At 60.5% G+C, this 12,202-nt stretch carries 15 protein-coding genes; 11 read left to right on the top strand and 4 right to left on the bottom strand.

The window, feature by feature from the left end; all coding sequences use genetic code 11:
* Positions 1–5 precede the first annotated feature (5 nt).
* From FAZ11_RS04740 to FAZ11_RS04720, 5 genes are all read left to right on the top strand, one after another.
* The gene (locus FAZ11_RS04740; RefSeq protein ID WP_058772732.1) at positions 6–794 is read left to right on the top strand and encodes an NAD-dependent epimerase/dehydratase family protein; all 789 of its coding nucleotides are present in this window, start codon (positions 6–8) and stop codon (positions 792–794) included.
* Positions 794–1,627 (top strand): sugar phosphate isomerase/epimerase family protein, encoded by an 834-nt coding sequence (locus FAZ11_RS04735; protein ID WP_058772731.1) that lies wholly within the window; start codon positions 794–796, stop codon positions 1,625–1,627. The genes FAZ11_RS04740 and FAZ11_RS04735 overlap by 1 nt, the downstream gene beginning before the upstream one ends.
* The gene (locus FAZ11_RS04730) at positions 1,624–1,980 is read left to right on the top strand and encodes an SMR family transporter (RefSeq protein WP_058761573.1); all 357 of its coding nucleotides are present in this window, start codon (positions 1,624–1,626) and stop codon (positions 1,978–1,980) included. The genes FAZ11_RS04735 and FAZ11_RS04730 overlap by 4 nt, the downstream gene beginning before the upstream one ends.
* Before the next feature lie 13 nt (positions 1,981–1,993).
* Positions 1,994–2,842 (top strand): glycosyltransferase family 2 protein, encoded by an 849-nt coding sequence (locus FAZ11_RS04725; RefSeq protein ID WP_058772730.1) that lies wholly within the window; start codon positions 1,994–1,996, stop codon positions 2,840–2,842.
* A gap of 187 nt (positions 2,843–3,029) precedes the next feature.
* Positions 3,030–4,385, top strand: a complete 1,356-nt coding sequence (locus FAZ11_RS04720; RefSeq protein WP_058761575.1) for an MFS transporter — start codon at positions 3,030–3,032, stop codon at positions 4,383–4,385.
* 25 nt (positions 4,386–4,410) lie between these two features.
* On the opposite strand, the gene FAZ11_RS04715 is transcribed toward FAZ11_RS04720, so the two are convergent.
* The 4 genes from FAZ11_RS04715 to flgA form a co-directional block, all read right to left on the bottom strand.
* A complete protein-coding gene (locus tag FAZ11_RS04715) occupies positions 4,411–5,145 on the bottom strand; it encodes a flagellar brake protein (RefSeq protein ID WP_058772729.1) in 735 nt (244 codons plus the stop codon).
* Between the two features lie 90 nt (positions 5,146–5,235).
* Positions 5,236–5,703: a flagella synthesis protein FlgN gene (locus tag FAZ11_RS04710; RefSeq protein ID WP_058772728.1), complete on the bottom strand. Its 468-nt coding sequence runs from the start codon at positions 5,701–5,703 to the stop codon at positions 5,236–5,238.
* Between the two features lie 61 nt (positions 5,704–5,764).
* Complete coding sequence (flgM, locus tag FAZ11_RS04705) at positions 5,765–6,073, bottom strand: flagellar biosynthesis anti-sigma factor FlgM (protein WP_058761578.1); 309 nt, start codon at positions 6,071–6,073, stop codon at positions 5,765–5,767.
* A 162-nt stretch (positions 6,074–6,235) separates the two neighbouring features.
* Positions 6,236–6,964 (bottom strand): flagellar basal body P-ring formation chaperone FlgA, encoded by a 729-nt coding sequence (flgA, locus tag FAZ11_RS04700; protein WP_058761579.1) that lies wholly within the window; start codon positions 6,962–6,964, stop codon positions 6,236–6,238.
* Positions 6,965–7,062: 98 nt separating this feature from the next.
* Here flgA and FAZ11_RS04695 point away from each other — a divergent pair, with 98 nt between their 5' ends.
* The 6 genes from FAZ11_RS04695 (at position 7,063) to flgE (ending at position 12,051) form a co-directional block, all read left to right on the top strand.
* On the top strand, positions 7,063–7,995 hold the full coding sequence (locus FAZ11_RS04695; protein WP_058761580.1) for a chemotaxis protein CheV: 933 nt from the start codon (positions 7,063–7,065) through the stop codon (positions 7,993–7,995).
* Positions 7,996–8,036: 41 nt separating this feature from the next.
* On the top strand, positions 8,037–8,864 hold the full coding sequence (gene cheR / locus FAZ11_RS04690) for a protein-glutamate O-methyltransferase CheR (RefSeq protein WP_058761581.1): 828 nt from the start codon (positions 8,037–8,039) through the stop codon (positions 8,862–8,864).
* Between the two features lie 219 nt (positions 8,865–9,083).
* Positions 9,084–9,506, top strand: a complete 423-nt coding sequence (gene flgB, locus FAZ11_RS04685) for a flagellar basal body rod protein FlgB (protein WP_058765922.1) — start codon at positions 9,084–9,086, stop codon at positions 9,504–9,506.
* A 2-nt stretch (positions 9,507–9,508) separates the two neighbouring features.
* The gene (flgC, locus tag FAZ11_RS04680) at positions 9,509–9,946 is read left to right on the top strand and encodes a flagellar basal body rod protein FlgC (RefSeq protein ID WP_058761583.1); all 438 of its coding nucleotides are present in this window, start codon (positions 9,509–9,511) and stop codon (positions 9,944–9,946) included.
* Between the two features lie 12 nt (positions 9,947–9,958).
* The gene (flgD, locus tag FAZ11_RS04675; RefSeq protein WP_058765923.1) at positions 9,959–10,675 is read left to right on the top strand and encodes a flagellar hook assembly protein FlgD; all 717 of its coding nucleotides are present in this window, start codon (positions 9,959–9,961) and stop codon (positions 10,673–10,675) included.
* A 26-nt stretch (positions 10,676–10,701) separates the two neighbouring features.
* The gene (gene flgE / locus FAZ11_RS04670; protein WP_058772727.1) at positions 10,702–12,051 is read left to right on the top strand and encodes a flagellar hook protein FlgE; all 1,350 of its coding nucleotides are present in this window, start codon (positions 10,702–10,704) and stop codon (positions 12,049–12,051) included.
* Positions 12,052–12,202: the final 151 nt, after the last annotated feature.

Here is a 12,202-nt window from a genome sequence, read left to right as displayed (position 1 = left end):
GCAACATGAAGACCGACGCATTGATAGGGTACAGCGGCTTCGTAGGGTCGACGCTGCTCAAGCAGAAGGCCTTCGGTGCACTGTTCCGCTCCACCAATATCGAGCAGATCGGCGATCGGCCCTATGGCCAGGTGATCTGCGCCGGAGCGCCCGCACAGAAGTGGATCGCCAACCGCGATCCCGCGGCCGATCGCCAGAAGATCGATGGCCTGATCAGCCATCTTTCTCGTATCGAGTGTGACTCCTTCGTGCTGATCAGCACCGTGGACGTGTTCAAGCAGCCGATCGGCGTGGATGAAACCACCGCGGTGAACGAAGAGGGGCTGCATGCCTATGGCGCCAATCGCTATCGCCTGGAGCAGTTCGTGCGCGAGCACTTCGCCAAGGCGCTGATCGTCCGGCTGCCTGGGCTGGTGGGCCCGGGGCTGCGCAAGAACGTGATCTACGATCTGCTCAACGACAACAACCTGCAGGCGGTGGAAAGCCGCGGCGTCTTCCAGTTCTATCCCATGGTCAATCTCGGCTACGACATCCAGACCGCCCAGGCGGCCGGCCTGGACCTGGTCCATCTGACCGCCGAGCCCATCAGTGTGGCGGACATCGCCAGCCAGGGCTTCGGCCGGGAGTTCGGCAACACCCTGGAAGGCACTCCCGCGCGCTACGATTTCCGTAGTGTCCACGCGGAGGTCTTCGGCGGTCGCGATGGCTACCAGTACAGTGCCCGCGACACCTTGCTGGCGGTGCGGGCCTATGCACAGTCGGAACCTCCGGTGATCAAGGCGGAGGGGCAGTGATGCGCATCGCCATTTCCAATATCGCCTGGGACGTCCCCGACGACGCCATGGTCGCCGAGATCCTGCAGCAGTATCGGGTGGATGCCATCGATATCGCCCCCGGCAAGTATTTCGCCGATCCCAAGGCGGCAACGACTCAGGAGATCCAGACGGTACGCCAGCAGTGGCAGGCCCGGGGCATCGAGATCACCGGCATGCAGGCGCTGCTGTTCGGTACCACTGGGCTCAATGTCTTCGGTGACGGGGACGTCCAGCAGGCGTTGCTCGCACAACTGGAAGGTGTCTGCCGGGTCGCCCAAGGGCTGGGCGCCACCCGGCTGGTGTTCGGCTCGCCGCGCAATCGCGACCGCTCGAGCTTGAGCGATGACCAGGCGCTGGCGCAGGCCCGCGAGTTCTTCCTGCGTCTGGGCGATGTCGCCGCTGCCCATGGGGTGCTGATCTGCCTGGAGCCCAATCCGCCGCGCTATGGCGCCAATTTCATGATCGACAGCGACTCCACCGCCGCAGTCGTCCGGGCGGTGGCTCATCCGGCGATCCGCATGCAGCTCGATACCGGCGCCCTGACCATCAACGAGGAAGATGCCGCCCGGGTGCTGGAAGAGCACGCCGAGCTGATCGGTCATGTGCATGCCAGCGAGCCGGACCTGGTGACCCTGGGGGAGGGTGGGACCAATCACGAGGGTATCGCCTTCGCCCTGACCCGGCGGCTGTCCGAGCAGGTGGTCAGCATCGAGATGCTACCGGCCAAGCAGGGCTCCAACCTGGCCGCGCTGGAGCGCGGGGTACAGGTTGCCATCCGCGCCTATCGCGATCTGCCGGAGACCGCCGCATGAAATGGCTGATTCTGATCCTGGGTATCGCCTCCAATGCGTCGGCGAGCGTACTGGTGAAGATGGCGATGCTGCCACCGCGGCGTTTTCCCAGTCCTGCCGATCCCATGGCCGCCCTGACCAACTGGCCGTTCTGGCTGGGTCTCTTCATGTACGGTCTGGCGTTCCTGCTCTATGCCGCCGCCCTGGCCAAGCTGCCGTTGAACGTGGCGCATCCGGTGCTGACGGCCGGGGCCATCGCCAGCGTCGCGCTGCTGTCGGTGGCGATCTTTCGCGAAGCCTTTCCCTGGACCACGGCGGCAGGCATCGTCCTGATCATCGCCGGTGTCGCCCTCATCACGGCCCGTGTCGGTTGACCCTGGAGGATCTATGACCACTGCAATTCCCACCGCCGAGCGTGCCCTCTGGCAGGTACCCAGCTACACGACGACCTTCTGGAACGGCCGCAGCCGTCCGCATTGCGTGGTGATTCCGGTCATCAACGAAGGCGAGCGTATTCTCAGTCTGCTGCGACGCATGGCGGCGTTGAAGATCGCCGATATCGCCGATGTCATCATCGTCGACGGTGGCAGCACGGATGGTTCGCTGGAGTCGCAACGGCTGCAAGAGCTGGGCGTTCGCGGGCTGCTGGTCAAGACGGCACCGGGCAAGCTCAGTGCTCAGTTGCGCTGCGCCTATGCCTTCGTGCTCGACGAAGGCTACACCGGCATCGTCACCATCGATGGCAACGACAAGGACGATCCCGATGCCATCCCGCGCTTCATCGAAGCCATCGAGCAGGGCTACGACTTCGTCCAGGCGTCGCGCTTTCTCGCGGGTGGCGTGGCGGAGAACACGCCCAAGTCCCGCGACTTCGCCATTCGCTTCATCCATGCGCCCATGCTGAGCCTGGCCTCCGGTTTCCACTGGACGGATACCACCCAGGGTTTTCGCGCCTATAGCCGAGCCATGTTGCTGGATCCGCGGGTCGCGCCGTTCCGTGATGAGTTCAGTACCTATGAATTGCTGGCCTATCTGTCCTATCGCGTGCCTAAATTGGGCTATCGCTGCGTGGAACTCCCCACGGTGAGACGCTATCCGAAGGGCGAGGTGCCCACCAAGATCAGCAGCGTAAGAGGTAATCTTTCGGTGCTACAGGTACTGATGAAGGCCTGTGCAGGGCACTACAATCCACGCTTGGGTGAGGATACCCAACTGGCGGCGCAACGACGAAGCTGAGTCCGTCGCGCTCGCCTGGTGCGTAAGAAGCTGTTCACGATCTGCTACGCGTCGGCCAAACGCCGTTGAAAAGGCCTTCGAAATGCTCATTTACCACTTGTAAACTGCGCTTTCTCAGGCCTTTTCGCCTTGTTTGGCTCTAGCTCGCGAGATCGTAAACAGCTTCTAAGAGAGGACGGAGTAGGCAATGGGGCGTGTGCTGTCGGCGTTTCGCGGGCTTTATTTCGCGACGCTGTTGATGTTGATCGGGACCGGGTTGCTGAGCACCTATCTGGGGCTGCGCCTGGCAGCAGAACAGGTGCAAGGGATTTGGGTCGGTGCCCTGACCGCCGCCTATTACCTGGGGCTGGTGATCGGCGGCAAGCTGGGGCATCGGCTGATCGCCAGGGTGGGTCATATTCGCGCCTACGTGACCTGTGCCGGCATCGCCGGCGCGGCCGTGCTCGGCATCGGCCTACTGCCTTGGTTGCCGGTGTGGCTGGGCCTGCGACTGCTCATCGGGATGAGCATGATGTGCCAGTACATGGTCCTGGAGAGCTGGCTCAACGAGCAGGCCGGTCCGGGCGAGCGGGGCAAGGTCTTTTCCGGCTACATGACCGCTTCCTACCTTGGTCTCGCCCTGGGCCAGACGGTGCTGGTAGCCTCGCCCGATCTGGATGTCGACAAGCTGATGCTGGTCGCCATCTGCTACGCCCTGTGCCTGGTGCCCGTGGCAGTGACCGGCAAGATTCACCCGGCGCCGCTCAAGCCGGCATCCTTGGAGCCCACCTTCTTCATCCAGCGGGTTCCGCAGTCGCTGACCACTACCCTGGTCGCCGGCCTGGTGATCGGCTCCTTCTACGGTCTGGCACCGCTCTATGCCAGCGCCCAGGGCCTGCCAACCGAGCGCATCGGTCTGTTCATGGCCTGTTGCATCTTCGCCGGTCTGATCGCCCAATGGCCGATCGGCTGGCTGTCGGATCGGCATGATCGCAGTGGCTTGATCCGGACGATCGCCATAGCGCTCACCATCGCGGCCCTGCCACTGGCCGTATTGCCACATGTTCCACCGGTGGTGCTGTTGCCCTTGGGCTTGATCGTCAGTCTGCTGCAGTTCGTGCTCTATCCTCTGGCGGTCGCGCTCTCCAACGATCACATCGAAGGAGAGCACCGCGTTTCCCTGAGCGCCATGCTGCTGGTCACCTTTGGTCTGGGGGCCTGTATCGGTCCGCTGGCGGTGGGGGCCCTGATGAATCTGATCGGGCCCAATATGCTCTACGCTTTTGTCGTCCTGTGCGGTGGCGTCCTCATCTGGCGGATCCGGCCCGATGCGGTAACCGGTAAACATCTGGTCGACGAGGCGCCGCTCAATCATGTGCCCATGCCCGAGGGGTCTACCAGTTCGCCCCTGGCAGCGGCCCTCGATCCGCGGGTCGACAGTCAGGTCGTCCAGGAGCAAATGCACAGCGAGCCGCCGGCCGAGACAGTCGTCGCCGCGGAGGAAGCGCCGGCTGAGGTAGCAAAGGCGCCCGCCGAAGCATCTTCGAAAGCAGGAGGGCCGTGAGCCCGAGGTGGGCTCGCGGCGCTGGTTATTCGAAGCGACGGTTTTCCCGCTGCAGCTGGTAGACGAAGCGCTCTATCTGCCGCTGGGCAGCGCCGTTGAGATTGTGGAAGCTCACGCCGACGTCGCTTTGCTCGAGACGATCCAGGCAGGTCACATGGCGAATGTTCACCGCCGTGGTGATGGCGCCCATGGGCAATTCGGCAGTGAAGCTCTGCACCAGCTGGCCGGGTTGCAGTAGGTGGGTGACATTGCCGGGAAAGCGCAGCTTGCAGCCCGTTGCCGACAGGTCGATCAATTGGCCGCGCAGCTGAATCTGCCGAGTGGCCTGAAGTAACTCCGCCGTAGCTGGCCGGTTCAGTAGAAGCTTGACGCGGAAGGCATTGCGTCTCTGGTGGTAGGTGAGTTCCGCGGGCAAACCGACCCAGTAGCAGCGGTGGCCATCGAGCTCGCTGAACTGGACCGGGCGGTCGATCTGCCAACTGACCAGGATACCTTCATGCAGGCTGTCCACCCGAAAGGGCTGGCCCTGTTCCAGTAGCCGCTCCGCTTCACGAGGGATGAATTCGTCCAGCGCGATCAACCCCTTGGCCTCGTCGATTGCCACGACAAAGCTCTGGAACTGCTGATTCTGGCGAACGAAGGTGATCCGCAATGGAATGTGATGTTGCAGTGCCGGACGCAGAGCGCCCACGATCTCGCCGACGGAGCGGTACACCTTGGGCGGCTGGGGCGCATTATCGCTGGCGAAAGATCCTGACACCTTGCTACTCCTGTAAATTGCGGTGCGCAAGAATAATGGCTAACAGCCAGCCATGCAGCTCTATCGCGATCTTTAGGGGAGGGGTGGTCGTCAGGCTGAGCTGAGCGGTCGTTGGTAACCACTACGAGTTTGGCTGCCGCGGCTGTCGTAAAGGGTGGGTGCAGCCGTACCCTGCAACACGTTGAGCAGCTTACCTACCACGAAACGATTGGCCTGGATGACTTGACCGTTACGCGTGTTATGCACCTTGCACTCTTCCATGAGCTGCGCCAGGCGTGTAGAGGCGGCCAACAGTTCTGCGCCGTTCGACTGAGTGGCCGCGTAGGCCTGAAGGCCTTGCAGGTCGGTCGGTAATCCGTGATGGCGGAGCAGGGCGCTGCGCTGTTGGGCATGCTGATCCAGTTGCTTGAGCAGGATCTGCTTGTTATCCAGCAAGGATTCCAGCGTCTCGAGCTTACGCTCGGTCAAGGCCTGGAATTCTTGGTCGATCAAGGCCAGCAGTTGCTCGCTCAGGTCGATGTCGTGACGGGTGATCTCGAGCAGGGTGGCATTGGCCATGGCATGGTTTTCCTTCGAACGTTAGCTGCGATCGTCAGGAAGGCCATGCCGAAACCGGGCGTCAGGACTCGAACGCCAGCAGTTTGTCGGCCACCTTCTGGCTGTCGACCTTGTAAGAGCCATCGGCGATGGCCTGTTTCAGGCGGTTGACCTTGTCGCTGTCGACCACCGGCAAATCCTTCAGCCCGGCAGTGAGGGAACTCAGTTGCTTGGCCTCGGCGCTCAGGCTGACCGATTCGCCTGAGACGCTGCTGACAGTCGTCTTGGCATCGTTGGTTTGTGCCGGTGCCGACTCTTTGTTCGTGGCGGCCTTAGTGCCGCCCATGCCTGAAGTAGAGGACGAATTCAGGCGATTGATATCTAGAGCCATGAGTGAAAATCCTCGTGTAGTCTCATTCGCATACCCGGCTTATCGGCCTGATAGACCAAAACTTTAGCCATAGACCTGTGCGGCGGTTCACATCCTTCGACAGGATGGCGCGCGGAGGTTTCAGGTTGCGGAGACTTAAAGGTACTCCTTTTGACTCTTCGACTAAAGCGCCACCTCCACCTGTCCCTGATCGACCACGCGGGCGTGGATCACCCGGTTCGAGCTCAGGTTGCGTACGCGGATCTCTTCGTCCTTGGCGCCATCGGCCAAGGCTTGCCCCTGCATACGGATATCGAAGGAAGCGCTGCGCGCACTGATGACCACCTGTTCACCCTTGCGGACCAACTCCGCCTGTTCGAGAGAGGCAGGGGTCAGCACCTGTTCATTGACGACCTGGCGCTTGAGCTGTGCGCCCACCACCTGTTCCAGACTGGTCAGATAGCCCTGGGTGAGAGTTCCGACATCCCGTTCCATGAGCGCCACGTTCTGGGTATCCAGCACCGTTCCTCGCAATAACGGCTGGACGGCGACCACCACAGGACGGTATAGCTTTACCTGTACCGGCACGAACACCGTCCAGGGACTACTGCCTTCGCAGCGCACCTTGATGCTGATCCGGCCCACCGGTGTAGGCGCGCCCTGTTGCGAAAGTGTCAGAGGCTTGTCGCAGGCGGCGAGGCGCAGACGGGGATCCAGGGAGTTGATCTGGTTTTCGTGACGCGCATTGAAGCCCGCTTCCAGCAAATATTCCTGCACACGTTCCTCAAGAAAACTTTCGACAGCGCCGATAAGTTCGTCAGATGAGGTGTAGTCGCCTTCCGCAAAGGCCTTTCCGCCCAGGCACGTCAGGATCAACACGAGATTGGCAGCCCACCGGCAAGAGGTTTTCATAGGTCGGAAACACGTCGCTTCGGTCTTCATGATTCATACCTAAGCAAGCTGTGTGCCGAGTTTCTTTACCGGCTCGTGGCAACGAGAGGAGTCACCAAATGGCTGGTGTATTGGACGCAGTCAACCAACGTACCCAACTGGTGGGCCAGAACCGTCTGGAGCTGCTGCTGTTCCGTCTGGACGGCTCGCAGCTCTATGGCATCAACGTGTTCAAGGTGAAGGAGGTACTCCAGTGCCCCAAGCTCACCGTGATGCCGAAGTCGAGTCCGGTGGTACGGGGCGTGGCCAGCATTCGTGGCGGCACCTTTCCCATCATCGACCTGTCGATGGCCACGGGCCGTCGCGGCCTGGATGACATCAACAACTGCTTCGTGATCATCACCGAGTACAACACCAAGGTGCAGGGCTTCCTGGTGCGGTCGGTGGAGCGCATCGTCAACATGAACTGGGAAGGCATCAACCCGCCGCCCAAGGGTACCGGCCGCGACCATTATCTGACGGCAGTCACCCGGGTCGATAACCAACTGGTCGAGATCATCGACGTCGAGAAGATCCTTTCCGAGGTGGCCCCTTCCGTCGAGACCGTATCGGCCGGGGTGATCAGTGAAGTGGTGCAAGCCAAGGCTGTCACCAAGCGCGTCTTGATCGTCGACGACTCGTCGGTGGCGCGCAAGCAGGTGAGTCGCTGCCTGGAGACGGTGGGGGTGGAGGTCATCGCACTCAACGATGGACGACAGGCACTGAACTATCTGCAGGCCATGGTAGGGGAAGGCAAGCGCCCGGAAGACGAATTGCTGATGATCATTTCCGACATCGAGATGCCGGAAATGGACGGCTACACCCTCACGGCGGAAATCCGTCATGATTCGCGGATGCAGAAAGTGCATATACTGCTGCATACCTCCTTGTCCGGCGTGTTCAACCAAGCCATGGTCAAGAAGGTCGGCGCGGATGACTTCCTGGCCAAGTTCCGCCCCGATGATCTCGCCTCTCGAGTGGTCGAGCGCATCAATGCGGTCGACGGTCACTAGTGAAGGCGTCTTTACCTCGGTATCCAGAAGGCGGAGCGGCAGTGTCAGCAGTCAACGCGGATTTTGTGCTTTTTCGCGATTTCCTCGAGAAGTCCAGCGGGATTCTGCTCGGTGACAATAAGCAGTACCTCGTCTCCAGTCGGCTGAACAAGCTCATGGAGACCGAGGGGATCAAGACCTTGTCGGAGTTGGTACAGCGCATCCAGATGCAGCCCCGTGGCGGTTTGCGGGAGAAGGTGATCGATGCGATGACGACCAACGAAACCCTCTGGTTTCGTGATACCTACCCCTTCGAGGTGCTCAAGAATCGCCTGCTGCCGGAGTTGACCAAGAACACCTTCGGCCAACGGCTGCGGGTATGGTCGGCCGCCTGTTCCTCAGGGCAGGAGCCCTATTCACTGTCCATGACCATGGACGAATTCGAGCGTAGCGCGGTAGGGCAGGGGCGGGGCGGTATGCAGATCGTGGCGACCGACCTGTCCGGCGCCATTCTCACCGCGGCGAAGTCAGGTGAGTACGACTCGCTGGCGATAGGCCGGGGTTTGTCTCAAGAGCGTCTGCAGCGTTATTTCGACGTGCTCCAGCCAGGGCGCTGGGCGGTCAAGCCGGCGATCCGTAGCCGGATCGAGTTCCGCGCGCTGAATCTGTTGGACAGCTACGCCAGCCTCGGCAAGTTCGACATGGTGTTCTGCCGCAACGTGCTGATCTATTTTTCCGCCGAGGTGAAGAAAGACATCCTCACCCGTATCCATGCCACCCTCAAACCGGGCGGTTATCTCTTTCTGGGCGCGTCCGAGGCGCTCAATGGCTTGCCGGATCTCTATCAGATGGTGCAGTGCAATCCGGGCATCATCTACAAAGCCAAGTAAACCAAGCAGGGCTATCGAGGGCAGACCAAGGTCTGCCCTTTCTTTTGCGCCAAACTTTTGCCGCGCTCGGCGGCGGGGCCGGCAAGGGCGGCGGAAAAACCTTGCCGCTTGCGGTCGTTACAATGGCCGCGCTGGGCTAAACCCTTGATTTAGAGGGATGCTGGAGACTGGCACGGGCCTTGCTAAATCGCTAGCAAGCCACGTCAAAGGTCTCTCGACATGAGCATCAGTTTCGATAAGGCACTCGGGTTGCACGAGCAGGCGCTGAACTTCCGTTCGCAGCGCGCCGAGGTGTTGGGCAACAACATCGCCAACGCCGATACCCCCGGCTACAAGGCGCGGGATCTGGATTTCAGTGCGGTGCTGGCAGAGCAGGCGGCCAAGGGCACCTCTGGTGCCACGCATCACTACGAGTTGGAAACCACTAATAGCCGGCACATTCATGCCGAGGGCTTCGACATGGGCATGGGCGATGCGGCGCTCAAGTACCGTATCCCCACCCAGCCGTCGGTGGACCAGAACACCGTGGATGCCCAGGTCGAGCAGGCCAACTATGCCGAGAACGCCATGAATTTCCAGGCCAGCTTCACCCTGCTCAATAGCAAGTTCAAGGGGCTGATGTCGGCCCTGCGCGGAGAATAGCCATGTCCTTGAGTTCGCTGTTCAACATCGCCGGTAGCGGGATGAGCGCCCAGAACGTTCGCCTCAATACCGTGGCCAGCAACATGGCCAACGCCGATTCCGTCTCCTCCAGTGTCGACAAGACCTACAAAGCACGGCATCCGGTGTTCGCCACCCAGCTCAATGCCGCCCAGGGCGGCGACTCGCTGTTCGACGACCAAGGACAGGCCGGGGTCGGGGTGGAGGTGAAAGGGATCGTCGAGGATCCGAGCGAGGTGCAGAAACGCTATGAGCCCAACCACCCCATGGCGGACAAGGACGGCTACGTCTACTACCCGAACGTGAACGTGGTGGAAGAGATGGCCGACATGATCTCCGCCAGCCGCGCCTTCCAGACCAATGCGGAAATGATGAATACCGCCAAACAGATGATGCAGAAGGTACTGACCCTGGGTCAGTAAGGAACCGGCGCCATGGCTATCAGCTCCACCAACTCCACCGCTCAGTCGGTACTGGATAAGTACTCGCTCAACAAGACGAGTACGACGTCCGACAGCAGTACCGGTACCAGCGATACCAAGAAGACCAGCCAGCTCGGCAAGGACGAGTTCCTCAAGCTGATGGTCGCGCAGATGAACAACCAGAATCCGCTGGAACCCCAGGGCAACGGCGAATTCATCGCCCAGCTGGCGCAGTTCAGTACCGTCGAGGGCATCACCAACCTCAATACGAGTGTGAATTCGATCCTGTCCGGCAGCCAGTCGTCCCAGGCGTTGCAGGCTTCCACCCTGGTCGGGCGCAAGGTGATCGTCGATACCGACAAGGTAAAGGTAGATACCAGCGCGGACTTCAAGGGCGCGATGAACCTGACCGCCTCCAGTCCCAACGTCTGGGTCAACGTGTACAACGAGAGCGGCAGCCAGGTGAATCGCTTGAATCTGGGGCAACAGTCCAGCGGCCTGGTGAATTTCACCTGGGACGGTACCGATGCCAATGGCACCAAGCTGGCCGCCGGCACCTATCGCTTCGAGGCCCAGGCCAGCGTGGATGGCAAGACCGAGGCCATGAAGACCAGTTTGCCGGCCAACGTCGACAGCGTGACGCTGGGCCAGAACGGCGGCGAAATGACGCTCAACCTTGCCGGCGTTGGCAGCATCGGCATCTCCAAAGTCCAGGCGGTCGGCCAGTAAGGCGCGGCGCAAGAGAGGAATCCAGCATGTCTTTCAATATTGGTTTGAGTGGCATCAAAGCCGCGTCCAGTGACCTCAACATCACCGGCAACAACATCGCCAACGCCAGCACTGTGGGCTTCAAGCAGTCGCGCGCCGAGTTCCAGGATCTCTATGCCGCCTCGGTACTGGGTACCGGCAGGAACGCCCAGGGCAGTGGCGTGCTGCTCGGCAACGTCGGCCAGCTGTTCAACCAGGGCACCATCGATTACACCCAGAATGCGCTGGACATGGGGGTCAATGGCAACGGCTTCTTCATGACCAGCAATAACGGGGCTGTCCAATACACCCGGGCGGGTTATTTCGGTACAGACAAAGACGGTTACATCGTCGATAACAACAACTATCGGCTGCAGGGTTACACCACTAATGCCGAGGGTCTGCTGCAGCCGGGTGTACGAAGTGATCTGCGGGTAGAGACGGCGAGCCAAGCGCCCAAGCCCACTAGCTCCATGAAGCAGACGGTGAACCTGAACTCGACCAATACGACCCCTACTACGACACCATTCAACCCGACTGATCCGACCAGCTACAACTCTTCCACCTCGGTGAGTATTTACGACAGCCAGGGTAATGCCCACGTGCTTTCGCAATATTTCGTCAAGGACAGCAACAACAGCTGGACCATGAACGTACTGATCGATGGGCGTAATCCAGGGGATCCGACCAAGGAGGATGCCACCACCAAGATTGCTACGCCTTATACGGTGAAGCTGCCCTTCACCAGTAGTGGAGCCTTGGATGGCGCCAATATCGATTCTACCGATCTGACCAAGGTCAACAATGCGTCCTCGGGAGCCTTCGAAGGGGTGCTCAACCTGAAGGACTGGGTTCCGGCGATCTCCAATGGGGGTACGCCCGCAGTCTGGTCGTCCAATGGTGCCACGGCTAACGCTGCGGGTATCACGATCGATATGCGCGGGTCCACCCAATACAGCAGCTCCTTTGCTGTGACCAGCGTCAATCAGGATGGTTATACCACTGGCCAGCTGTCTGGCTTGGAGGTCGATGATACCGGGCAGATCTTCGCCCGCTACACCAATGGCCAATCCAAGGTGCAGGGCCAAGTCATTCTGGCCAACTTCGCCAATGTCCAGGGTTTGACACCGGTGGGTAAGACCTCCTGGGTCGAGTCCTCGGAGTCGGGCCAGCCTGTGGTAGGAACGCCACGGTCTGGCACCCTGGGTGCTTTGCAGGCAGGCGCCTTGGAGTCTTCCAACGTCGATATCTCCAGCCAGTTGGTCAACATGATCGTGGCGCAGCGCAACTATCAGGCAAACGCCAAGACCATCGAGACCGAGAACGCCATCACCCAGACGATCATTAACCTGCGTTGATGTCGTTTCTCTGACGGCGGTGCGACCCGCTGCCAGAAAAAGCCTCCTTCGGGAGGCTTTTTAATTTTCAAATTACTGTTTTATAAAGATTTTATTTTTCTGGAACGGCGCTTGCTAAAGACCCTCCGAACGTAGGTTTTGGCGGCAATCT

The sequence above is a fragment of the Pseudomonas rhizoryzae genome (assembly GCF_005250615.1).
GTDB classification, from domain to species: domain Bacteria; phylum Pseudomonadota; class Gammaproteobacteria; order Pseudomonadales; family Pseudomonadaceae; genus Chryseomonas; species Chryseomonas rhizoryzae.
Note: the sequence above shows the minus strand (reverse complement) of the source record. Positions and strands in the feature narration are given on the sequence as shown.